Genomic DNA, 22,505 nt, shown 5'->3' with positions numbered 1-22,505 from the left:
TCTGAGTCAGCAGCACCCGCCCATCCCGCGTTAGGGTTGGGCGATGGCCGGAGCGGTCAAATATCTGAATCTGGTAAAGCTCTTCGACCTGTTTTACCGAATACGAGACCGCAGAACGCGCTTTACTCCGCATTTCGCTGGCCAGCTGGAAACTGCTCAAGTCACAAATCGTGGCGACAACATTGAGATGGACCAAATTGGTCATGGTCTAATTGTGTGACGTAGATGGTAGAAAGGCTATGCTTTTCTCCGACGCTCCGTGAATTTATCCAAAGATCAAAGCAAGCATCCGCGGACCCTCACAATGACCAACACAGACATCTCCGTTGACTTCCCCTTTGCCAATCGCAACCGCGACAAAATCAATGGCATTGTCTTCATGGAGGCGATGCACGGAGAGATTGACCGCCCAGCACTCAGCCGCTCCGACAAGACATTGATGAAACTGATCCGCTCACCATTTGCCAGTTGGCTGATGCTCGACGTGATGAACAGCTTTGTAAAACAGATGCTGCCCGATTGGATAGTGCGCGATTTGAACCGTTCCGAAATGGCAGCTATCTTGCGCCATTTCCCACTGAAAAAAGCCGCAAACCTTTTTACGTATGTCCACGTGACGAACCAGTGGAAAGCAAGCCTGAAAACATCTCACGTGCTGTTGCGGGCTATGCTCAATGGCTCACAGAAAGCGACCTTCCCAAGCTGTTCTTCCATGCCGATCCCGGTGTGTTGATCCGCCAAAAAGATGTGACGTGGATCCAAGAGAATTTTCCAACTTGACCAGTGTCGATCTCGGGCAAGGCCTGCATTTTCTGCAAGAGAACCACCCGCATAAAACTGGGCATGCGCTTGCCGATTGGTATCTGGCTTTGAAAAGCACCAAAACCGAAGGAAATCGTGATGTCGTGTAAATATCCTGCCGCCACCCCACATGCCGAAATTCGCGAGGTGTTTCCCGACATTTATCACGTGACCGGTAGTGTCACCATGGCGCCGGCACGCGGATCAGCCGCGCATTGACGGTGTTCCGTGACCAAAACAAACTGACCCTGGTCAGCCCAATCCGGCTGTCCGAAGACGGGTTGGCGGCGCTGGACGGGCTGGGACAAGTGACAAACATCGTGAAGCTTGGTGGCTATCATCTCGGCGCACAGAACGGGCTGGACCATGCTTTTTCGTGGATCGCTACTGGACGCAATTTTGGGTGTTGGAGGGCACAGAACCCGATGCCCTCGACCAGCGCTATTGCCGCCTCCTGCGCTGCCATCGAAGCCTTCACGCGCACCGCAGCCACCAAAGTGGATCAGGTGCGCATGAATGTCGTATCACCCATTTTTGTCAAAGAAAGAATGGCGCTGTTTGGCCTGCCCACAGAGAGCGGCTTATCCGCTGCCGACACCGCCAGGAGCTATCTCGCCGCAGTGAATGGCGCCATGCACAGCCAAGTTTTGGCCACCCCCGACTACGCATAAAACCTCAGAAGGATACGTCTATGAAACGTTCCTAACTAAGTCTCTTGTTGCCACACTTGCATTGGTCACTGCCTCGATGAGCCAAGCGGCAGGCACCACAAAGCCCGCCATAGACCAACTGGCTGGTACGTGATTTGTCGATGTCACTGGCGTATTGCCCGACGGTGGCGCCTATCAAAACCTGATGAATGTGGATGCAGGCGACACGGCCAACATTGTTGGTGGCTAGATGGTTGGCGCGGGCGGTTTGAAGTTCACCGACAGCCCGGCGAGCATCACCAAAGTCGATGGTAACAGCTTTGAAATCCGTATTTTTGCTTTTCTTGCGGATGTCACAACCGGGGTGCCAAAAGGGGTGAATGTCACGGTTTATCGCGGCGAAATGCAGGACGGCGCAAACAGGTTTACCGCTGAGTCCGACCTCTACTATCTGTCTTGCTGGATCGAACACTGTCCGGCTCCAGACATCTCGGATCTTGGCGCCCCAGCGACGGTTACGCAAGTTGTGGGCTCCAAAATTACCTCACCGGCTCGGGGAAACCACCAATCGCATAAGACCCTCCACACGCCTGGCGACCCGCATCGGAGGTCAGGCGTGTGCCCTCCCCCTTGCCTTCTCGCATCGATCTCTTGCAACGCCTTGATGCACACCGCCCTGCCTGCTTTACAGCTTGCCATTGCCAGTGCAGTGCGTATCACTGAACGCCCATTCATTTGCTGCAAGGAGCGCCGCCATGTTTCAGGATTTTGTCGTCACCGCCCGTCCGGAACAGGGACCCGCTCGTCTGACCGCTTTGCGGGCACAAATGGCCGCAGAAGGCTTGGACGGGTTTCTCGTCCCGCGCGCAGACGCGCATCAAGGCGAATATGTTGCGCCACGCGACGACCGCTTGGCATGGCTGACCGGTTTCACTGGCTCTGCCGGGTTTTGCGTGGTTCTGAAAGACGTCGCTGGAGTGTTTGTTGATGGCCGCTACCGCACGCAGGTAAAAGAGCAAGTCGCAAACTGCTTCACGCCGGTGGATTGGCCCGAGGTCCTACCGGGGCCATGGATCGTGGAAAACCTTGATACCGGCCATGTTGGCTTTGATCCTTGGCTTTACACCGTGGGTCAACTGGAAGCGCTGCATAAGGCGACCGAAGACCACATGATCACTTTTGTGCCTGTGAACAATCCGATTGACGCCATTTGGGACGACCAGCCGGGCGCGCCAATGGCCGCGGTTAAAAGCCATCCAACACAAGTGGCAGGTGAATCCCATGGCGACAAACGATCCCGCCTGGCAGCGGATTTGAACGCCCACGGCGAGACTGCGGCCGTAATCACCCTGCCCGACAGCATTGCCTGGCTTTTGAACATTCGCGGCGCGGATATTCCCCGTAACCCGCTGGCACATGGGTTTGCCGTGTTGAATTCCGACTCCTCCGTTGACCTGTTTATGGCCGAGCAGAAACTCACGGATGTCCGGAACCATCTGGGTGAGGCTGTCCGCGTTCATGCGCCGGACGCCTTCATTCCATACCTCACGCAACTCTCAGGAACAGTGCGACTCGACAAAAGCAGTGCGCCAATTGCCGTGCAAGCTGCGGTGATGCAAAGCGATGCGGACATCTCTTACAGCCAAGACCCGTGTGTAATGCCAAAAGCGCGCAAAAACGCCTCCGAGATTGCTGGCATGGCTGAGGCGCATCTGCGTGATGGCGCGGCTGTGGTGAACTTCCTCAGCTGGTTTGACGCACAGGAAAAAACCGCGCTCAGCGAAATTGATGTTGTCACCAAACTGGAAGAGTACCGCCGCGCCACCAACGCCTTGTTGGAAATCAGTTTTGACACCATCGCGGGCGCAGGCCCAAACGGTGCGATCATGCACTACCGCGTCACCGAGGAGACCAACCGCCCGCTGCAAAATGGCGATCTGATGGTGCTCGACAGCGGTGGGCAATACGCCGATGGCACCACTGACATCACCCGCACGCTGCCAATTGGTAACGTCAGCGAGGACGCCAAAATCGCCTTCACCCGCGTGCTTCAGGGCATGATTGCCGTGTCACGGATGCGCTTCCCCAAAGGCGTGGCAGGTAGCCACATCGAGGCCATTGGCCGCTTGCCGCTCTGGATGGCTGGTCAGGACTTTGATCACGGACTGGGCCACGGTGTTGGCGCCTACCTATGTGTACACGAAGGGCCTCAGCGTCTCAGCCGCGTCAGTGACACGCCGCTTGAGGTTGGCATGATCCTCTCTAACGAGCCGGGATACTATCGCCCTGGGGCTTTTGGCATCCGCATTGAGAACCTGATTGTGGTCGAGGAAGCCCCCGCCTTGCCCGGTGGTGACGATCACCGCAAAATGCTGCAGTTCCGCAACCTGACCTTCGCACCAATTGACCGCGACATGGTGGTTGTCGACCTGCTCAACGAAGCGGAACTGGATTGGCTCAACGCGTATCATGCGACGTGCCGTCAAGTGTTGTCACCTAGGCTCGCCCCGGAGCAACAAATGTGGTTGGATGCGGCCTGCGCTGCGCTGTCACATTCCGCAGCCTGACATGGTGCTGTTACACCACATCTTTATTCGAGCGCGAACCAGGAGGGATACCACATGACAAACATCACAATCCGCAAAGCAGAAGGCAATTGGGTTGTCCGTGCCGGTGGCGCCATCCTGGGTGAAAGCAACAATGCGTTGGAATTGAGCGAAGGTGACCTGAAGCCGGTGATCTATTTCCCACGCTCAGACATCGCAATGGCGTTTCTGGACCCAAGCGAGAAGACCACCTTTTGCCCACATAAAGGTGACGCCAACCACTTCTCCATTGTGACCAAAAGCCAGACTATTGCCAACTCAGCTTGGAGCTATGAAGCCCCTATCGAAGCGGTGGAACGCATCAAAGACCATTTGGCGTTTTACACCAGCGACTTGGTGGCGGTTGAACGCGTCTGAACTTGACGAAATGCGCGCTGGACACCGACGCGCTTTCCTCCAACAGTGCGCCTATGTCGCAGATTGTTCTTTCTGATTTTTCATTTGTCTGGCCCGGCAGCACTGCGCCGGTCCTACAAAATACATCCTTGCATATCACCGCAGGAGAACGCGTGATGCTGCGCGGCCCAAGCGGATCGGGAAAGTCGACGTTGCTTGCCGCCATTTCCGGCGTGACAGACATCCCGACAGGTGCAGTCACCGTGGCCAGCCAAGACATCGGCGCATTGCCTGTCAGCAAACGAGATCGGTTTCGCGCAGACCATATGGGATTGATCTTTCAGGTGTTCAACTTGGTTCCCTGGCTCAGCGCCGTGGACAATATCCTGCTGCCGTGCCGCTTCTCCAAACGCCGTCAAGGGCGCATCGATGGGACACTTGAGGACGAGGCACACCGGCTGATGAGCAGCTTGGGGCTCGACCCGAAGACCCTTGGACACTCCAAAGCCAGCGCGCTCAGCGTTGGGCAACAACAACGTGTGGCAGCAGCGCGGGCTTTGATTGGCACGCCAGAAATCATTCTGGCGGATGAGCCCACCTCCGCGCTTGATCCAGAGGCCAAAGAAACCTTCATGCACATGCTGAGCCAACAGGCGCAAAGCAGTGGCGCGGCCCTGTTGATGGTCAGCCATGACAGCGGGTTGGATCATCACTTTGACCGGGTGATCAATATCACCGATCTCACGCAGCCAGGAGTCTCCGCATGACGCTGGTGCTGCAAAGCCTGTGGAACCGCCGGTTTGTGGCCACGCTCACCGTTCTGGCAATAGCCCTGAGCGTCGCCCTGATCCTCAGCGTAGAGCGATTGCGCGACTCTGCGCGCACATCTTTTGCCAACTCTGCTTCGGGTATCGATCTGATCATCGCGCCACGCGGCAATGATGTGCAAATCCTTCTGGCCACTGTATTTGGCGTTGGCTCCACGGGCGCAGGCCTGTCGGGTGACGTGGTACACATGGTCGAAGACATGCCCGGCGTGGCCTGGGCTGTGCCTCTGATGCAGGGCGACAATCATCAGGGTTTTCCCGTCATTGGCACGTCCTCAGAGTATTTTGAGCATTTCAAACACAGTCGCGGGCAAGCTCTGAGTTTTGCAAAGGGCGGAGCCTTCATTGAGACCCACGACGCGGTGATCGGCGCTGAGGTGGCGGAACGTCTGGGCTATACTGTCGGCACAGAGATCATCAACGCCCACGGCGCCGGTGCCGTGGCGCTGGAACAGCATGATGAAGCCCCTTTCGAAATCACAGGTGTGCTCACCAGAACCCACACCGCTGTGGATCGTATGGTGTTTATCTCGCTAGCGGGATTTGACGAATTGCACGTGGAGAGCGCTCGAGGCTCCGCCGACCCCTTTGCGGCCCTCGCAGAAGCGGATCATGCCTCCCACGACAATGAGCATGATCATGATCATGGCTTTGTGCCAGATCAGATCAACGCCATCTACATCGGCCTCAGCAACCGCACAGCTGTTCTCGGTGTGCAGCGCGCTGTGGCAACCTATAAGGCCGAGCCGTTGGCTGCCGTCATGCCCAACGTTGCACTGTTACAGCTCTGGTCGATCACTGGCACGGCTGAGAACGCTTTGCGCCTCATGTCCGTGGCTGTGGTGGCTGCCAGCATGATTGGCATGGTGGTGATGTTGTCCGCCGCGCTGGAAGCCCGCCGCCGAGAGTTTGCCATTCTGCGTTCCGTTGGTGCAGCGCCGCGGGATGTGGTGTGGATGATCGTTTTGGAGGCGCTACTGGTGACCGCCGCTGGCATCACCCTTGGCTTGGTGATCTTCTGGAGTGCCAGCCTGATCGCTGAACCGCTTCTTTCCGCGCGCTTTGGCGTTACATTGGGCGGACAGCTCCTCAACGCGCGCGAAGTCATGCTGCTGCTCACCGTCTTGTGTTTTGGTGGATTGGCAAGTTTGCTGCCAGCATGGCGCGTGTATCGTATGACACTCGCGGATGGCTTGACGACACGGCTGTAAGCCGCACAAATGACCTTGAACCTGTTTGAAACGGAGACCCGACCATGAAAGCGCTTTTGCTGTCTGCCGCCCTCTCGCTTGCAGCCTCTGTCGGAACAGCCGAACAAACCAAAGACGTAGACTGGACCGATCTCGCCAGCCCGGCCTCCGCATTTGAAAATCCGTTTGAATCCCTGACGGATCTGCAGATGCAAACCTTGGCACGTATTTTGCGATTGGATTACTTGGCCGAAACCGATGCGGACAACAACGCAGAAGACGACGCCGCCAGTTTGCGTGTGGAACTGGCCAACGAAGGGATAGACGCTGACTTCCTGCTGGAAGAGCGCCTGCGCATCATGACCAAGCTGGAAACTGAATCCCGCACCCCCAACACCGCAGTGGTCGGCCAAACAATCCGCATGCCTGGCTACCTTCTTCCGCTAGAAATGGACGGCAGCCTCGCGGTGGAGTTCCTATTGGTGCCAACCGTCGGCGCCTGCATTCACACCCCGCCCCCGCCAGCCAATCAAATTGTGCATGTGCGCTATCCGGCAGGATATCCAACAGAAAGCCTGTACACACCAGTCTGGATAAGCGGCGAGCTGCGCAGCGAATTTGACAGCCACTCGCTCTACATGGTGGACGGTGAAACCAATGTGGATGTGACCTACACCATGGAAGCAGACAGCGTGATTGCCTACGGTTCCTGACATTTAGGAATGTTCTTCCGCTGCTGTGGCCGCCAACGCTTTGTTGTAGGCGCGTAGCGCATCCACGTGGAAAACCGCTCCCAACAGCTCCGGCGGCGCATCTTCCCCCCCCAATGTGACCACCGGTAGAAAGGCCTCCCCGGTGTTCTCAAAGAGCGGCATGGCACTTTCCAGCGTCGCAGTGCCGTCCACATAAAGCCCCTCTGACACCATCTCCCAGCAGCGGTCTTCTGGGGCTGCCTTGGCGTCGTCTTTGCCCCGCATCACCTTACCGACTCCACACATCGCCAAAAGATAGGCTTGTGGTCCTGCCGCGATGTGCACATTGCGGCGCTCAAGTTGGGTAAGGAAAAAGGAGCCATCCACAAGACGCGAACTGAGCGCCGTGGAGATCGACACGGCCACCATCACGGCCAATCCCGTCTGCCAGTCGCCGGTCATTTCAAACACAATCAACGTGGTGGAAATCGGCGCGCCCAACACAGCGGCGGCAACAGCCCCCAATCCAGCCAAGGCGTAAAGCGTGGTAGTGCCTGAGACATCTGGGAAGATCGCCGTAGCAATCATGCCAAACGCCAAGCCCGTCAGCGCCCCGACCATTAGTGACGGCGAAAACACCCCGCCCCCCATGCGGCCGGCCATGGTGATCGAGACCGCAATAACTTTGAGAACCGCAAACACCACCGCTTCGTGCAGTAGCAGGTTGCCTGTCAGCGCAGCAGAGGTGGTCTCATAACCGACGCCAATGATGTGCGGGAACCAGATCGCCAAAATGCCCAACAACGCGCCAGAGATCGCCGGGCGTAGCCAACGTGGGACTCGCAGATCATCCTGCAAATGGCTGGCCATGTCATCGGCCCAAAAGATCGTCCACATCAGCGCCACTGCCACCAAGCCACACACCCCGCCCAGTATCAGGAAAGCCGGGAGTTCCTGATAAAACTGCAACGCGGTGCCGGTGTTGAGGGTGAACTCTGTCACATCGCCAAATTCCAGCCGGTTGATCACCGTGCCCGCCACAGACGCAATCACAATGGGCGCAAAGGCGTGCACAGCAAAATGGCGCAACACCACTTCCAGGGCAAAAAGTGCCCCGGCGATGGGTGCGTTGAAACTTGCAGAAACCGCTGCGGCCACAGCGCACCCCAGCAAATCACGCCCCGTAATGCCGTCCGCGTTGATCCGCACACTGACCCAGGTCGCGATCATGCCCGCAATATGCACCACCGGTCCTTCCCGGCCAGTGGAACCGCCAGACGACAGAGTAATCAAGCTTGCAAAAGCTGAGGCAATCCCTGCCTTCCTTTCCACGCGGCCCTCGTGCAGCGCCGCGCCCTCAATCACATCCGCCACAGAGCGCACGCGCCCGTCCGGTGTGAACTTGTTGAGAACGATCCCAACAATGAGTCCGCCAACTGTCGGAATGATCACCAACCAATACCACGGCAGAGTATTGGCAAAGGTGTGCAGGAGGTTCAGGTCTTCGGCGCCATAAATTGTGGATTGCAACCAATGGATGCCTTTGCGGAACAACAGCGCCGCAAACCCAGCGGCAATCCCGATGCAAAGCGCAATGATCCAGAACTGAAACTGACTTGGACCTTTGTGGACCAACACTTTCCATCCGCCACGGCAGGTGTCTGCCGCCTCACGGGCGCTCTCAGCGAGAAAAGAGCCTACCGACTTCGCCATAGTGCTGCAAAATCTCCAGGTGGGAGGGGTGTAAGTTGTTACTTCCGATCTAGTCAGAATTTTCTTGTAACGCAAAGAGGTAAGCAGAGGGTTTCACGCCAAAGTGCCTGATTGTGCGCGGATTTTTTGATCCAGTGGCCGGAGATCACCCCATTAGGGCTTTTGCAGCCGCCCGTGCCTCAGGCGTGACGGTATCTCCGGAGATCATACGCGCCACTTCATCCACCCGTTCACCGTCGTCCAGCGGCACCACGCGGCTCAGAGTCTGGCCGTTTTTGACCGACTTGGCCACCTGCCAGTGATGTGCCCCAAGCGCCGCAACCTGTGGAGAATGTGTAACGACAAGCACCTGCCCACCTTCGGCCAGCGCTTTGAGGCGACGGCCAACTGCATCGGCTGTAGCGCCGCCAACACCCCGGTCTATTTCATCAAAGATCAGGGTCATGCCGCTGACATCATCAGTCAGGCACACTTTGAGTGCCAAAAGGAAGCGGCTTAATTCGCCACCCGACGCAATCTTTGCCAGCGAACCTGACGGCGCGCCCGGGTTTGTCGCAACCACAAATTCCACAGCGTCGCGTCCGTCCGGACCGGCTTCACCCCGCGCTACGCTGGTTGTGAAGACCGCGCGCTCCATTTTTAGGGGAGCCAATTCCCCCATCACAGCTTTGTCCAACTTCTTCGCTGATTTGCCACGCGCCGCTGTCAAAGCCTCCGCCGCCGCATCATAGGCTGCTTCCGCTTCTTTTAAATCCGCCGTCAGCGCCGCAATATCGCCCTCCCCGGCATCCAACGCTGTGAGACGTGCACGCAGGTCTTCGGCGTAGGCGCCCAGTTCATCAGGCAACACGTTATACTTGCGCGCCAATCCACGTATGGCGAAGAGGCGCTCTTCCAGTTCTTCCAGCTCATGAGGATTGAAATCCAAGGCCTCCAAACTGCGCTCCACGCCGTCGATCGAATCGGCCAGTTCATTCATCGCCCGCTCTAGTGCGGCCACTGGCGCTTCAAGTGTGTCGCCGGTTTCTGCCGCGGCATCTCCCAGCCAACGCATTGCGTCGCTCATCGCGCTTTCCGCGCCACCATTGCCAAGTGCCGCATGGGCACGGCTCACGTCTGCACGCACTTTTTCGGCGTTTTGCATCATTCGGCGGCGGGTATCGAGCTCAGCTTCTTCACCCGGTTGCGGATCCAACTTATCCAGCTCCGCAACGGCATGGCGCAGGAAATCTTCTTCTGCCTTGGCTTCCTCCAATGCTATCTGCGCGGCCTTCAGAGATTTGCGAGCGCCAGTCATATGTGACCAAGTCTTACGAGTTTTGACTCTTAGTGTCTCGGTCCCTGCAAATAAGTCCAACACGTCGCGATGGCCTTTGGGGTCAAGCAATCCGCGATCATCATGCTGGCCATGCAGTTCCAGTAGTGTTTCCGATAGGCGCCGCAGCACCTCACCCGACACGCGGCGGTCGTTGATCCAAGCCGTCTTGCGGCCGTCGCTGCGGTTGATGCGCCGCAGGATCAGTTCATTACCACCGGGCAAACCCGCGTCTTCAAGAATGGCATGTGCAGGGTGCCCATCCGGCAGATCGAACTCCGCCACCACTTCCCCCTGATCGGCCCCGGCTCGCACCAACTCTGCGCGGCCACGCCACCCCAACACAAATCCAAGACTGTCGAGCAAAATCGATTTGCCGGCGCCGGTTTCCCCGGTCAGCACGTTTAATCCCGGCTGAAAGACAAGGTCCAATCGGTCGATGATAAGCATGTCACGGATTTCAAGCGAGCGCAGCATTAGACCTCACATAACAGGGTATCCCTGCCCCCTGTTACAGCCATTTGCCCTGCAAGGTCTGACGATAGACCTGATTGAGCCAGCTGCTGCCTTGCGCTTTGGCTTCAAGACCGTTTTCGCGCAATAGATTAAAGCTGTCCTGATACCATTCTGTGGATTGGAAGTTGTGGCCAAGAATTGCCGCAGCGGTCTGGGCTTCGCCATAAAGACCAAGTGACAAATAGGCTTCCACAAGACGGTGCAGCGCTTCCGGTGCATGTGTCGTGGTTTGAAAATCTTCAACGACAACACGGAACCGTTTGATTGCCGCGCTGTAGTGATCCCGACGCAGATAGTAGCGGCCGATTTCCATTTCTTTGGACGCCAAGTGGTCAAATGCCAGATCAAACTTCAATATCGCAGAGCGGGCGTACTCGCTGTCGGGATAGATTTCGATCACCTTACGCAGTTCTTGCAAGGCTTGGAACGTCAAGCCTTGGTCGCGTCCCACTTCGTCGATCTGATCGTAGTAGGTCAGCGCCAACAGATACTGCGCATAAGCCGCGTCTTCGTCTGCTGGGTAGAAGTCGATGTAGCGCTGTGCAGCAGCACGCGCCTCTGGGTAGGCCCCATCAGAATGATAGGCAAAAGCCTGCATCACCATGGAGCGCTTGGCCAACTCGCTATAGGGGTAAAGCCGCTCGATTTCGGAGAAGAAGAACGCCGCATCGGTGCCCCGATCTCGCGCGATTTCAAATTCACCGCGTTCAAAGATCTGCTCCGGCGTGAATTGCTCCATGTCAATCAGGCCACGGCGCGCATCACTGGCACTGTTGTCACTACATGCGACCGCCAAGGCCAAAGCCAGAACCGAACCGAAGAGGCGGGTGCGCGTTCCGATGCCTGACATAGTACCTACCTTCTGCTCCCTGCGGGATTTCCCCACGCTTTCACACGCTGTTAGCATAGAAATTTGCGGGGCAAAACGCCTTTGGGCGGATTTGTTGCGATCCGTATTTATGCGACGGCAGGAAACTCGCCCATATGCACGCCAGCCCCCGGCAAACGGGCTGCTTGTGAGGCGCCACATTCTACCAAACGCCAGTTGTCAGGTTGGGAGAAAAGCTCGCGCAACAAGGCGTTAGTCAAAGAGTGACCAGCACGGTGACCGCGGTAATGGGCCAACAGAGGCGCACCAGCGAGATAAAGATCCCCCATCGCGTCCAGCATCTTATGGCGCACAGGTTCATCCGCGTGACGTAGACCACCCTTGGCCTGCACGTCCGCACCATCAAACACCACCGCGTTTTCAGCTGGATCGCCGCCAAGCGCCAAACCACTGGCCTGCATCGCCTCCACATCTGCCTGACGGCAGAAGGTGCGACTATTGCACAGTTCGCGAATGAAGCTGCCGTTGGCAAGGTTCAGTTCTTTGGTCTGCTGACCAATGGCCTCATCGGTGAAGTCGATGTGAAAATCGATGCGCATTTCATCCGCCGGCAATAGCGCAGCAGTGGCATCACCGCGCGTCACAGACACCGGCTGCAACACTTTGATTGCCCAGACCGGCGCGGCCTGGCGCACAATACCCGCCTTCAGAAAACCGTGCACAAAATCAGCCGAGCTGCCGTCCAGAATTGGCACTTCTGGTGCGTCAATCTCGATCAACGCATTGTGGATACCACAGCCAGCCAGCGCCGCCATCAGATGTTCAATTGTGGAAACGGAAACGCCAGCCTCATTTTTGATACGGGTACAAAGCGCAGTTTGCTCGACCACATCCCAGCGTGCCGGGATCATCGCATCTCCGATAAGGACATCAGTGCGTTTGAACCAGATGCCATAATCGGTGGACGCAGGCCGTATGGTCAGGTGCACCGTTGCGCCTGTGTGAAGGCCGGTACCTTGAAAATGAACTGGTGTCTTTAGCGTTGCTTGCACTGGTTTCCCCAAAGTGACGCGGCACACCCCATTGGCCGCAATAGTGAGGTAGAGGCTTTGCCCTGTCTTCTCAAATAAAGCTTTGTAACGGCATGAAACATCGCTGTAACAAATCGGCAAAACATCGCGCACAATGGCGCAATCCACTGTTTTTTAAAACAAAAAGGCCGCCCATTTGGGCGGCCTCTTCACAGTATTTCACAAATAAATTAGTTCGCTTGGCGCCGCAGGAAGGCGGGAATTTCAATCCGTTCCTGATCTTCGTCCATTTGCGGTGCTGGTTCATTGGTTTGAACCGCAGGCTGTTGGCGCACGGGTTGTGCGGTTTGCGCCGCGCCCTGCTCTGCCGCATGGCCGGTCATCTTGTTGATCAGCGAGTTGATCCCAAACCGAGGACGTTCCTCTGCCCGTGGCTCTGGCGCAGGTGCAGCAGCCGGGCGAACCGGAGCGGCGGGCGCTTTTTCAACAGCGGCTTGCAGGCGCTGCATCAGCTGCGGAGTCGGCGTGCCTGGTGCGGGACGCTGAGGAGCAACAAAGCCTTGCGGCTCCTCTTCGAACATCTCAGGCTGTACAGCTTGAGCCGGGGTTGGCTGATAGGCTGGCGCGGGTACATCCGCACCGGCAGACACCGCATCAAAAGTTGGCGCAACTGGTGCGGTTGCAACCGCTGGTGCCTCGTCCTCAAAGATGTCTTCCATCTGTTCCTGAGCAGCAACCTGCTGAGCGTCCATCTGATGGAAAAGCGACGGCTCGGTCGCTGCTGGTGCTGTCTCAACCGCAGCAACCTCTTCTGCAGCATGTGTTTGCTGCGCGGTTTCGATGGTTGGTGTCGCAGTCAGTGGCTCACGCATGGAGCGACGCGGCAAAGGCATTGCAGAGTTGGTCTCAGCCGCATCGATACCCGTTGCGACAACCGACACGCGCATGCCACCTTCAAGGTTCTCATCCATGGTGGAACCCACGATGATGTTCGCATCTGCGTCAACTTCTTCGCGAATGCGGTTGGCTGCTTCGTCCAGTTCGAACAGGGTCAGATCATGACCACCGGTGATGTTGATCAGAACACCTTTGGCGCCGCGCAGCGAGATCTCGTCCAACAGCGGGTTGGCAATGGCCTTCTCGGCCGCCTGAATGGCGCGATCTTCGCCTTCAGCTTCGCCAGTGCCCATCATCGCTTTGCCCATCTCGTCCATGACGGCACGCACGTCGGCAAAGTCGAGGTTGATCAAGCCGGGACGTACCATCAGGTCCGTCACACCTTTAACGCCCTGATACAGAACATCGTCTGCCATGGAGAAGGCTTCGGTGAAGGTTGTCTTCTCATTGGCCAAACGGAACAGGTTCTGGTTTGGAATGATGATCAGCGTGTCGACCATCTTCTGCAGCTGTTCCACGCCCTCCTCAGCCTGACGCATGCGTTTCGCGCCTTCGAATTGGAATGGCTTGGTCACAACACCCACGGTTAGCACGCCCAGTTCACGCGCTGCCTGCGCGATGATTGGGGCCGCACCTGTGCCGGTGCCTCCGCCCATACCTGCAGTGATGAAGCACATGTGTGCGCCTGCGAGGTGGTCAACAATCTGCTCGATGCTTTCTTCGGCAGCGGCGGCACCTACGGTTGCGCGTGCCCCAGCGCCCAGACCTTCGGTGACCTTCACGCCCAATTGCACGCGGCTTTCAGATTTGCTCTGCTGAAGCGCTTGCGCATCGGTGTTCGCTACCACGAACTCCACGCCTTCAAGCTCTTTGTCGATCATGTTGTTGACCGCGTTGCCGCCTGCTCCGCCAACACCAAATACGGTGATGCGGGGCTTCAGATCACCCTCGTCGGGCATCGTCAGATTCAATGTCATAGAACTGTCCGCCTGTTGTTTACCCGCCACAGCGGGCTATTTTCTGCCTACTCAGCTCCATTATTAAACAGGGTTTGCAGAATCGTCATCCCAAAAAGCGCATTTCGCCACAAAATATGGGGTAAAAATGTAAAAACTAGCGGCATCTTGCCGAAACCGCCATATTTTGCGGGGCAAGACAAGTGTCACACAACACTACACAACCACCCAGGGCACAAATGCACCGCAGGAGTTTGCTATGTTTATGTTTGGAGACCACTGCTCGGCGCTCCGGACCCGCGTTTTGATCGCGGTTATCCAGAACTTAACCAAGGCTTAATCAGAGGTCACCCCCAAAAACGCGACTGCGTCCCCTTTCTCACCAATTCTCTTTGAACCAGCGGACCGCTTTACCAAACGGCCGCGTGTTGTAACGATCCACCGGCAGATCGAAGTCCCACCATTCGTCCTGCGGATGTGTTGCGAAGAGGCACATGCCCACGGTTGCTGCAAAGCCAGGCCCTGTGGCCGCTTGCGGCAACCCATGCACCCGCATCGGGCGGCCAAGGCGCACCTGCTGCCCCAGGATCTTTGTCGCAAGCCCATCCAGACCCGGAATTTGACTGCCACCACCGGTCAGCACAATCTGCTGACTTGGAAGATGCTCAAAGCCAGCCGCATCCAGACGCGCTCGCACTTCTTCGAGGATCTCTTCGACACGGGGACGCATGATGCCAATCAGCTCGGCACGGCTCACGGTGCGGCGATCATGCTCCCAATCGCCAGTATCTCCGGACAACTCGATCATGTCGCGATCATCCATGCCGGTGGCCACAACGCCGCCGTAGAACGTCTTGATGCGCTCGGCTGTAGAGGTCGGCACCTGCAGCCCCATGGAAATGTCGCCAGTCACATGATCCCCGCCCATACGCACGGTGTCAGCAAAGATCATGTGTTTCTTCATGAAGATTGACAGGCTGGTGGCCCCACCGCCCATGTCAATACAGGCCGCGCCCAGTTCTTGCTCGTCTTCCACCAACGCGGACATGCCGGACACATAAGCCGAGGAGGCAATCCCAGCGAGTTCCAGATCACAGCGTCGGATACAATGCACAAGGTTCTGTACCGCAGCCTTATCCACCGTCAGCAGATGCATGTCGGTTGTCAGCGTCTGCCCTACTTGACCGCGTGGGTCACCCAAGCCGGAACGGTGGTCCAGCGCAAAGTTCACCGGTTGTGCGTGCAGCACTTCGCGGTCTGCCCCGTAGTCCGGCACATCACAAGCCGCCAGCACACGGGCCACGTCCTGATCGTCAACCGTGTGACCTTCGAGATCAATTTGCCCGTCCAAACCATAGGAGCGCGGTTCCGCACCAGAGAAACAGGCAATTACGTGATCCACACGGATCTTCGCCATCTTCTGTGCCGCCTGCACCACTGTTCGGATGGCCCGTTCGGTTTCCTGCATGGTGTCAATTTCGCCAAACTTCACACCGCGGGACATGATGGTGTTGGCGCCAATCACACGATAGCCGGATTGGCCTGCCATGGAACCTATGCCTTCAACACTGGCCAAACGGTCAGTGCCGTCAAAGCGCAACACCAGACAGGCAATCTTGGACGTCCCCACATCCAACACCGCAATCACACCACGCTGCATCGCTGCTTTGCGCATTGCACGCATGGCGCGCTGGCTCTGATAAAGCTCTGTCATTGTCCCACTGTCCCTGTCGTCATCTGGCTTGCTTGCCACCAGGCGTCTACGGCCTGTTCTGTTAGTTGTACTGTGGGCCGATGTGCCAAACGCATATCGACCACTTTTACATCACGTTCCAAAAGCTCTTCGGCATTGTTGAGCGCGACCACGCGGTCCAGCGCCTCAACGGCTCCCTGCTCAGGCAGCTTGATCCGCTGCCCGCGATCCAACACCAAATCCCAGCGCCTTTCACCGACACGGACGAGTCCGATCACACGTGAGTTCAACGGAGCTGCCGCAGAGAACAAACGCAATGCTTCCGGCACATGCAGCTCAGCACCCTCGCCGGCAATCAATGGCATCTGCGGATACGCGACACGCGAAATGGCGGGACCAGTTACATGACCTTCCGGATCAACAAGGGTAAGCCCCTCGTGGGTGCGCCACACCACAACAGGCGTGCGCTCCGCAATGTTAAGCTGCAAAATTCCGCCGGGTCGCACCCGTACCGCCGCACTGGCAATCGCTGGCAACTCTTCGACCCGTTCACGGATCGCCGGCAGGTCGAGATCAAACGAACTGGCTGGGAAGCTCAGAGACAAGATTTCACGAATGTCCTCAGACGTGCCTTGTGAGGCGCCATCCACGGTCATGGCAGACACCATAAACTCTGGGCGAGTTGCGATTTCACGACGGAGATCACTCACCGCAAGGTTCAGGCTTTCGCGCCGCCCCTCATCAGACAACCAAATCGCTGTGCTACCCGCCACAACGGCAAATGGCACCACCACCCGCAGGAACAGACGGAACAGCGGCGTCAACATCAGCCGCTCAAAACGATACCCCCAACGGGAGGGCGCGTTGTCGCGGCGGCCAGACGTCAGCGATCGCATGAGGCGTCCTCCACCATCCAGACGCAGAAGTCTGCGAACGACATGTCATAATGTGCGGCCTGCTCCGGGCTGAGCGAGGTCGGCGTCATACCCGGCTGGGTGTTGACCTCCAAAATGATCAACCCGTCGAGCCCGCGGCTTTCATCCCAGCGAAAATCGGTGCGAGAGACACCCCGACAGCCAAGCGCGTCGTGTGCCCGCACGGCATAGTCCAGACAGGCATCGGTAATTTCTTGGGGAATATTGGCGGGCATCTCGTGACGCGAGCCGCCCTCGGCATATTTGGCCTCATAATCATACCAACCGTCGGTGATGATGTCGGTCACACCAAGCGCGCGGTTGCCCATTACTGTGGTCGTCATCTCGCGGCCTGGCGCGAAGGTTTCCACCATCACTTCATCCGGCATGGTTTCCGCAAGTTGCGGTGGGGTGTTGGCGCCTTCGTTGACAATGTAGATGCCAACCGAGCTGCCTTCGTTGTTGGGTTTGACCACATAAGGCGGCGCCATAACATGGCGCTTGGACACTTCCCCTTTGTCGGCAAGCACGCTTTCAACCACAGGCAAGCCCGCCCGCTTGAACACATCTTTGGAGCGCTGCTTGTCCATCGCCAATGCAGAGGCCAGCACGCCAGAATGCGTGTACGGAATACGCAGCCATTCGAGCAGGCCTTGCACACAGCCATCTTCGCCCCAGCGTCCATGCAGAGCGTTGAACACAACATCCGGTTTGATCTCTTGCAAACGCGCAACCAGATCGGGGCCTGCATCGACCTCAACCACGTCCAATCCTGCGTCCCGTAGGGCAGCGGCGCATTCACGCCCTGACGACAGTGACACCTCTCGTTCTGCGGAGGGGCCACCCATCAATACTGCCACCTTGGGGGTTGCCTGCTCTGACAGTCCCACTGTGCCTCAATGTCCCGGGCCATTTTTGGCCCTGTTCTTATACAAGCCCTTTTGGACTCTTTTATCACAGCCACGTTGGGCTGTGCTTTTATACATCAGGCACAGAATGCCTGCTCGGGGTGGGCACATGGCCCTGCGCTCAATTGGGTCTTGGACCCTAAGTTCGGGCTTTGCGCCCTTGTTTTATTAGTCTTCTCAGCTCTTGGTTAATGACCGCTTAAAGGGCCCAAACTGAGGCATCAATCCGCCGCCGGTTCCCCGACGCGCATGATTTCCCACTGTAGGTCTATTCCGCTGTTTTGGAAAACCCTTTTTCGGACTTCCTCGCCAAGATTTTCCAAATCTGCGGCAGTTGCGTCACCGGTGTTGATCATGAAGTTGGAGTGCATCTCGCTCATCTGCGCGCCCCCAACGCGCGCACCACGCATCCCCGCATCATCAATGACTTTCCAAGCCTTGAGATCATGCACGTCGTCCGCCTGCCCGGTGGAGGAAAATCCCGCCGGATTGCGAAACGTGCTGCCAGCGCTGCGATCTTTGGTCGGTTGCGATGCGTCACGCTTAGCAAGCTGATCGTCCATGCGCTGCACCAGTGCTTCCGGATCACAAGATGGGCCTTCCAAAACCGCTTCAACGATCACCCAGCCTTCAGGCAGATCGGTCTGACGATACTGGAAGTTCAAATCTTCGGCTGTGAGTGTCACAATGTCCCCTGTCCGCGTCACTATCGTGGCTGCGACAAATACATCCGCCGTGTAGCTGCCATAGCAGCCAGCGTTCATGCGCACTGCGCCCCCAATGGCGCCAGGGATCGTCCGCAGGAAGGTCAAATCCACACCCGCCTGCGCCGCCTTGCGCGCGACATGCGCATCCAGCGCCGCCACACCGGCCCGCACTTGATTGCCTTCAATCTCTATATGATTAAACCCGCGCCCCATGCGGATCACCACAGCGCGCAAGCCGCCATCGCGCACAATCAGGTTGGAACCAACACCCATTGGGAACACGGCCACATCGTCCGGTAGGGCTTTTAGGAACGCGGCCAAATCTTCCACATCCGCCGGTTGGAACAAGTAGTCCGCCGGTCCCCCCACACGCAGCCACGTCAGGCCCGAGAGCTCCTTGCCTTCAGTCAGCTTTCCGCGCGGCGTGGGCAATGTGGTCATGAGATATCCTTGAAATCAAAATGCCTATTGCGCACCGATACCGAAGCGCGAGTCACACAGCAAGAGCTTGCGCTTGGTTACTTACGCCCGCGCAGAGCTTTGCCCATGACAAACAGTGCCCACCCCAGCGCCAAGCTGCCGGACGCCCCAAGGAAGAGCCACTGGCGATAGCCCTGGAGGACGGAAAGTTCTTCTTCATGACCAGGGATTGCCACGACATCGAGCGTAACCTCCAACGTCAGCAAGGCCACAATTAAACAGACAATCAGCAAGCTCGCTCGCATCATCAGATCACGGCGCCGCTTATAGCCGGTAATCAGACCATAAAGCGGCAGAATCATCGTCGCAAACCAGATCAGCGCGTTCAGGGCGAGGGTAAAATCAAGGATCACTTGGGGTCTCCATCCCGGTCACACGTTTGATCCAGCGCCACAGATAAACCACCGGCCATCGCATGATCCACGCGCCCATGCACAACAGCACCAGCGCCAACCAGATACTGTTCTGGATCGCGACACCAATCAAGATCGGAATGCCAATCGCGATCATCCCATAGGCAAACTTCCAGTGATGATCCTTGGATGGAAACATCGCACGCAGGTTGGCTACGATAAGCCAGACAAAGGCTGCTGTGATCGAAATAGTCATGCATCGCCATCCGGCTCATGGCGCTCTACAGGCAGGCCAAGCGCTTTGCGGCTAAAGTAAAGAAGCGGGCGCCGGAACATGGACACAAAGCCAAACAGGGCTGCAAAGCCCAAGAGCACGCCATGTTCATAAAAAATCACGCCTATGAGTACCGGGGCCGCGATCAACAAAGCCACCCCCGGCACGTATTGTCGGCGCATCGGGAAAGCCGCCACCACGGCTGACGCCAACACCCAAAAGCAGGCAAGGATCAAAGAAAGGCTCACGTCACATATCCCGGCTAGATCAGTCGCGCGCAGCCTACCGTGCGCGGCGCATTTGACAAGGATTTAGCCAAGATGGCCCGGCAAAGCATTGGCCCACGCGCTGATCGAACCGGCACCAAGGCATACAACAATGTCACCCGGCTTGGCTGTCTCTCTTACAAGCGCCACAAGGTCCGCCTCTTCTGAGATCGCTTTCGCGTGCCGGTGCCCGTGGGCGACCAACCCTTTAATCAGATCATCCCTCCCTGCTCCCTCAATGGGCGTTTCTCCAGCCGCGAAGACATCGGCAATGCCAACAACATCCGCCTCGTTGAAGCAGGTGCAAAAATCCTCAAACAGTGAATGCAGACGCGAGTATCGGTGCGGCTGATGCACAGCAATCACCCGCCCACCGCTGTCTCCCAACGCCTGACGCGCGGCTTTCAGTACAGCGGCAATTTCGACCGGGTGGTGGCCGTAATCATCAATCACAGGCACGCCGCCCATAACTTCGCCAACTTTGGTGAAACGCCGGTTCACCCCGCCAAAGGCTGCGAGGCCCGCGCGAATTTCCTCAAGTTTCATGCCCAGATGCCGTGAAATCGCCACAGCAGACAACGCGTTGGAGACGTTGTGATCCCCCGGCATTGGCAATGTGCAGCCTTCAATCACCGCATCCTCAGCCTGAAACTGAATATCAAAATGCGCGACTCCCGCTTTGTAGGACAGGTTCACAGCGCGCACATCAGCCTGGGCATTAAATCCAAAGGTCACCACGCGCCGGTCAGTGATCTTGCCAACCAATGTCTGCACATCCGGATCATCGGTGCAGCACACCGCGAGGCCATAGAAAGGAATATTAGACACAAAGTCATAAAAGCCTTGGTGCAGCGCCTCTTCGGTGCCCCAGTGCTCCATGTGTTCCGGGTCAATGTTGGTCACGATCGCAATCGTCGCGGGCAAGCGATTAAACGTGCCGTCGCTTTCATCCGCTTCCACAACCATCCACTCACCGTCCCCCACGCGCGCGTTAGAGCCATAGGCGTGGATGATGCCGCCGTTGATCACCGTTGGATCAAACTTGCCGTGATCCAACAGGGCCGCCACCATCGTGGTGGTGGTGGTTTTGCCATGTGTGCCTGCGACTGCAATGTTGGACTTCAGACGCATCAGTTCCGCCAGCATCTCCGCCCGGCGCACCACTGGCAGACCTTTCAAACGCGCTTCGTCCAGCTCCGGATTGCCCGGTTTGATGGCAGAGGAAATCACCACCACTTCGGCATTTGCTAGGTTTTCAGCGCGCTGACCTTCAAAGATCTTCGCGCCCATATCCGCCAGGCGCTCGGTGATCTTGGTCGTTTTCAGGTCCGACCCCTGCACGGTGTAGCCATGATTCAGCAGCACCTCTGCGATGCCAGACATGCCAATTCCGCCAATGCCGACAAAGTGGATGGCACCGACGTCGCCGGGAAGTTTGGTTGCTGCGTTCATGTTATTGGTCCTTCTTCGCCAGTTCTTCGACCAACGCCACAAGGGTCTCGGTCGCGTCCGGCTTACCCGCCGACAAGGCTGCGGAGGCCATCTGTGTGGCCCCGGCTGCATTGGACAGGATGGTTGTGATATTTTCAGTCAATGTCTCTTGGGTCAGCAGGCTTTCCGGGATCACAATCGCCCCGCCTGCCTCCGCCAACCCACGCGCATTCGCAGTTTGGTGGTCGCCCGCTGCCGCAGCAAAAGGCACCAATATGGACGGCCGCCCAATAATGCTGATATCCGCCACAGAGCTTGCGCCCGAACGGGAAATAACCAGTTGCGCTTCGCTCATGCGTGACGGCACGTCTTGGAAGAACGGCTGCACATCCGCAGAAATGCCGTGCTGTTCATAATACGCTGTCACCCGCTCATGGTCTTCGCCACGCGCCTGATGGCTCACCCGCAAGTTTCTCAAAATCTCAGATGGCAGATGTGCAATCGCGCTTGGCACCACATCGCTCAAAATCCGCGCGCCCTGAGAGCCGCCAATGACCAGCAACGACATCGGATAGTCGCCCGGCGCAATATAACCGGCGCCTGCACGGTCCATCACCGCCTTACGCACCGGGTTGCCCACCGGCACACCCTCAACCCCCTCGGGAAGGTCCGTTGGCCATGTGCCGCAAGCAACCGCGTCAACTTTCTTGGCAAACACCTGATTGACCCGGCCCAAAATACCGTTCTGCTCATGGATCATGCGCGGCAATTTCATCAGCCACGCGGCCCCCATTGCCGGAATGGCTGGGTAACCACCAAATCCAACAACCACATCCGGCCGGTCTTTGCGCATCTTGGCCATTGACCCCAGAACGCCACCCAATATCTTGAACGGCACGACCAATTTGGCCAACAGCCCGCCACGGGCAAAGGTCGCTGAGCTCATCTCTTCGATCTCAACCGTATGTGGAAAACCACCCGTGTAGCGCGCGCCGCGCGCGTCGGTGGAGAGCTTCACTCGCCAGCCCTTGCGCAGCATGGTTTCTGCCAAGGCCTGTGCAGGAAACATATGGCCACCGGTGCCCCCGGCAGCAATTACTAAAAGAGGCTGTTTGCTCAT

22 protein-coding genes and 1 pseudogene are annotated in these 22,505 nt (G+C 57.4%); 7 read left to right on the top strand and 16 right to left on the bottom strand.

Features of this window, described 5'->3' with window-relative positions:
* Positions 1-28 precede the first annotated feature (28 nt).
* Positions 29-205, bottom strand: a pseudogene (locus QOL67_RS22070) (helix-turn-helix domain-containing protein); the annotation flags it as partial.
* A 99-nt stretch (positions 206-304) separates the two neighbouring features.
* Between QOL67_RS22070 and QOL67_RS11535 the strand changes: the two are divergent.
* Entirely contained in the window at positions 305-733 is a 429-nt protein-coding gene (locus QOL67_RS11535) for a hypothetical protein (RefSeq protein WP_283426117.1), read from the top strand.
* 283 nt (positions 734-1,016) lie between these two features.
* A complete protein-coding gene (locus QOL67_RS11530) occupies positions 1,017-1,472 on the top strand; it encodes a Rossmann-fold NAD(P)-binding domain-containing protein (protein WP_283426116.1) in 456 nt (151 codons plus the stop codon).
* 31 nt (positions 1,473-1,503) lie between these two features.
* Here the strand turns inward: QOL67_RS11530 and QOL67_RS11525 are convergent, their stop codons facing one another.
* Positions 1,504-1,923, bottom strand: a complete 420-nt coding sequence (locus QOL67_RS11525; protein WP_283426115.1) for a hypothetical protein — start codon at positions 1,921-1,923, stop codon at positions 1,504-1,506.
* Between the two features lie 283 nt (positions 1,924-2,206).
* Between QOL67_RS11525 and QOL67_RS11520 the strand changes: the two genes are divergently transcribed.
* Genes QOL67_RS11520 through QOL67_RS11500 form a run of 5 tightly spaced genes read left to right on the top strand, consistent with a single transcriptional unit; the run spans position 2,207 to position 7,123 of the window.
* A complete protein-coding gene (locus QOL67_RS11520) occupies positions 2,207-4,018 on the top strand; it encodes an aminopeptidase P family protein (protein ID WP_283426114.1) in 1,812 nt (603 codons plus the stop codon).
* Between the two features lie 54 nt (positions 4,019-4,072).
* On the top strand, positions 4,073-4,414 hold the full coding sequence (locus tag QOL67_RS11515) for a DUF427 domain-containing protein (protein ID WP_283426113.1): 342 nt from the start codon (positions 4,073-4,075) through the stop codon (positions 4,412-4,414).
* A gap of 53 nt (positions 4,415-4,467) precedes the next feature.
* Positions 4,468-5,160, top strand: coding sequence for an ABC transporter ATP-binding protein (locus QOL67_RS11510; RefSeq protein WP_283426112.1), 693 nt, complete (start codon positions 4,468-4,470; stop codon positions 5,158-5,160).
* Positions 5,157-6,431, top strand: coding sequence for an ABC transporter permease (locus QOL67_RS11505; RefSeq protein ID WP_283426111.1), 1,275 nt, complete (start codon positions 5,157-5,159; stop codon positions 6,429-6,431). Before QOL67_RS11510 ends, QOL67_RS11505 begins: the two co-directional genes overlap by 4 nt.
* 44 nt (positions 6,432-6,475) lie before the next feature.
* Positions 6,476-7,123 carry a DUF3299 domain-containing protein gene (locus QOL67_RS11500; RefSeq protein ID WP_283426110.1) on the top strand — a complete coding sequence of 216 codons (648 nt, stop codon included), beginning with the start codon at positions 6,476-6,478 and terminating at the stop codon, positions 7,121-7,123.
* A gap of 3 nt (positions 7,124-7,126) precedes the next feature.
* Here QOL67_RS11500 and QOL67_RS11495 read toward each other — a convergent pair whose 3' ends face one another.
* The 14 genes from QOL67_RS11495 to murG all read right to left on the bottom strand — a co-directional run bounded on the left by QOL67_RS11495 (position 7,127) and on the right by murG (position 22,505).
* Complete coding sequence (locus QOL67_RS11495) at positions 7,127-8,815, bottom strand: chloride channel protein (RefSeq protein WP_283426109.1); 1,689 nt, start codon at positions 8,813-8,815, stop codon at positions 7,127-7,129.
* Positions 8,816-8,960: 145 nt separating this feature from the next.
* On the bottom strand, positions 8,961-10,607 hold the full coding sequence (gene recN / locus QOL67_RS11490) for a DNA repair protein RecN (RefSeq protein WP_283426108.1): 1,647 nt from the start codon (positions 10,605-10,607) through the stop codon (positions 8,961-8,963).
* A gap of 34 nt (positions 10,608-10,641) precedes the next feature.
* Positions 10,642-11,496, bottom strand: coding sequence for an outer membrane protein assembly factor BamD (locus tag QOL67_RS11485; protein WP_283426107.1), 855 nt, complete (start codon positions 11,494-11,496; stop codon positions 10,642-10,644).
* Positions 11,497-11,603: 107 nt separating this feature from the next.
* A complete protein-coding gene (lpxC, locus tag QOL67_RS11480; protein WP_283426106.1) occupies positions 11,604-12,527 on the bottom strand; it encodes a UDP-3-O-acyl-N-acetylglucosamine deacetylase in 924 nt (307 codons plus the stop codon).
* Positions 12,528-12,736: 209 nt separating this feature from the next.
* Positions 12,737-14,380 carry a cell division protein FtsZ gene (gene ftsZ / locus QOL67_RS11475; RefSeq protein ID WP_283426105.1) on the bottom strand — a complete coding sequence of 548 codons (1,644 nt, stop codon included), beginning with the start codon at positions 14,378-14,380 and terminating at the stop codon, positions 12,737-12,739.
* 358 nt (positions 14,381-14,738) lie between these two features.
* The gene (ftsA, locus tag QOL67_RS11470; RefSeq protein WP_283426104.1) at positions 14,739-16,073 is read right to left on the bottom strand and encodes a cell division protein FtsA; all 1,335 of its coding nucleotides are present in this window, start codon (positions 16,071-16,073) and stop codon (positions 14,739-14,741) included.
* Positions 16,070-16,948 carry a cell division protein FtsQ/DivIB gene (locus tag QOL67_RS11465; protein ID WP_283426103.1) on the bottom strand — a complete coding sequence of 293 codons (879 nt, stop codon included), beginning with the start codon at positions 16,946-16,948 and terminating at the stop codon, positions 16,070-16,072. The genes ftsA and QOL67_RS11465 overlap by 4 nt, the downstream gene beginning before the upstream one ends.
* Positions 16,936-17,814, bottom strand: a complete 879-nt coding sequence (locus QOL67_RS11460) for a D-alanine--D-alanine ligase (RefSeq protein ID WP_283426102.1) — start codon at positions 17,812-17,814, stop codon at positions 16,936-16,938. The genes QOL67_RS11465 and QOL67_RS11460 overlap by 13 nt, the downstream gene beginning before the upstream one ends.
* Before the next feature lie 281 nt (positions 17,815-18,095).
* Positions 18,096-19,022: a UDP-N-acetylmuramate dehydrogenase gene (gene murB, locus QOL67_RS11455; RefSeq protein WP_283426101.1), complete on the bottom strand. Its 927-nt coding sequence runs from the start codon at positions 19,020-19,022 to the stop codon at positions 18,096-18,098.
* Positions 19,023-19,099: 77 nt separating this feature from the next.
* Positions 19,100-19,414 carry a hypothetical protein gene (locus QOL67_RS11450; protein WP_283426100.1) on the bottom strand — a complete coding sequence of 105 codons (315 nt, stop codon included), beginning with the start codon at positions 19,412-19,414 and terminating at the stop codon, positions 19,100-19,102.
* Positions 19,404-19,670 carry a DUF2484 family protein gene (locus QOL67_RS11445; RefSeq protein WP_283426099.1) on the bottom strand — a complete coding sequence of 89 codons (267 nt, stop codon included), beginning with the start codon at positions 19,668-19,670 and terminating at the stop codon, positions 19,404-19,406. Before QOL67_RS11445 ends, QOL67_RS11450 begins: the two co-directional genes overlap by 11 nt.
* Positions 19,667-19,936, bottom strand: a complete 270-nt coding sequence (locus QOL67_RS11440) for a DUF2484 family protein (protein WP_283426098.1) — start codon at positions 19,934-19,936, stop codon at positions 19,667-19,669. The genes QOL67_RS11445 and QOL67_RS11440 overlap by 4 nt, the downstream gene beginning before the upstream one ends.
* A gap of 63 nt (positions 19,937-19,999) precedes the next feature.
* On the bottom strand, positions 20,000-21,406 hold the full coding sequence (gene murC / locus QOL67_RS11435) for a UDP-N-acetylmuramate--L-alanine ligase (protein ID WP_283426097.1): 1,407 nt from the start codon (positions 21,404-21,406) through the stop codon (positions 20,000-20,002).
* A 1-nt stretch (position 21,407) separates the two neighbouring features.
* The gene (murG, locus tag QOL67_RS11430; protein WP_283426096.1) at positions 21,408-22,505 is read right to left on the bottom strand and encodes an undecaprenyldiphospho-muramoylpentapeptide beta-N-acetylglucosaminyltransferase; all 1,098 of its coding nucleotides are present in this window, start codon (positions 22,503-22,505) and stop codon (positions 21,408-21,410) included.

It is taken from the genome of Shimia sagamensis (genome assembly GCF_900182745.1).
GTDB classification, from domain to species: domain Bacteria; phylum Pseudomonadota; class Alphaproteobacteria; order Rhodobacterales; family Rhodobacteraceae; genus Shimia; species Shimia sagamensis.
Note: the sequence above shows the minus strand (reverse complement) of the source record. Positions and strands in the feature narration are given on the sequence as shown.

Bases quoted from the DNA above. Each gene is read 5' to 3' on its own strand.
- QOL67_RS11535 (WP_283426117.1), top strand. From the start codon at position 305: ATGACCAACACAGACATCTCCGTTGACTTCCCCTTTGCCAATCGCAAC.
- QOL67_RS11520 (WP_283426114.1), top strand. From the start codon at position 2,207: ATGTTTCAGGATTTTGTCGTCACCGCCCGTCCGGAACAGGGACCCGCT.
- QOL67_RS11515 (WP_283426113.1), top strand. From the start codon at position 4,073: ATGACAAACATCACAATCCGCAAAGCAGAAGGCAATTGGGTTGTCCGT.
- QOL67_RS11510 (WP_283426112.1), top strand. From the start codon at position 4,468: ATGTCGCAGATTGTTCTTTCTGATTTTTCATTTGTCTGGCCCGGCAGC.
- QOL67_RS11505 (WP_283426111.1), top strand. From the start codon at position 5,157: ATGACGCTGGTGCTGCAAAGCCTGTGGAACCGCCGGTTTGTGGCCACG.
- QOL67_RS11500 (WP_283426110.1), top strand. From the start codon at position 6,476: ATGAAAGCGCTTTTGCTGTCTGCCGCCCTCTCGCTTGCAGCCTCTGTC.
- QOL67_RS11495 (WP_283426109.1), bottom strand. From the start codon at position 8,815: ATGGCGAAGTCGGTAGGCTCTTTTCTCGCTGAGAGCGCCCGTGAGGCG.
- recN (WP_283426108.1), bottom strand. From the start codon at position 10,607: ATGCTGCGCTCGCTTGAAATCCGTGACATGCTTATCATCGACCGATTG.
- QOL67_RS11485 (WP_283426107.1), bottom strand. From the start codon at position 11,496: ATGTCAGGCATCGGAACGCGCACCCGCCTCTTCGGTTCGGTTCTGGCT.
- ftsZ (WP_283426105.1), bottom strand. From the start codon at position 14,380: ATGACATTGAATCTGACGATGCCCGACGAGGGTGATCTGAAGCCCCGC.
- ftsA (WP_283426104.1), bottom strand. From the start codon at position 16,073: ATGACAGAGCTTTATCAGAGCCAGCGCGCCATGCGTGCAATGCGCAAA.
- QOL67_RS11465 (WP_283426103.1), bottom strand. From the start codon at position 16,948: ATGCGATCGCTGACGTCTGGCCGCCGCGACAACGCGCCCTCCCGTTGG.
- QOL67_RS11460 (WP_283426102.1), bottom strand. From the start codon at position 17,814: ATGGGTGGCCCCTCCGCAGAACGAGAGGTGTCACTGTCGTCAGGGCGT.
- murB (WP_283426101.1), bottom strand. From the start codon at position 19,022: ATGACCACATTGCCCACGCCGCGCGGAAAGCTGACTGAAGGCAAGGAG.
- QOL67_RS11445 (WP_283426099.1), bottom strand. From the start codon at position 19,670: ATGACTATTTCGATCACAGCAGCCTTTGTCTGGCTTATCGTAGCCAAC.
- murC (WP_283426097.1), bottom strand. From the start codon at position 21,406: ATGAACGCAGCAACCAAACTTCCCGGCGACGTCGGTGCCATCCACTTT.
- murG (WP_283426096.1), bottom strand. From the start codon at position 22,505: ATGAGCAAACAGCCTCTTTTAGTAATTGCTGCCGGGGGCACCGGTGGC.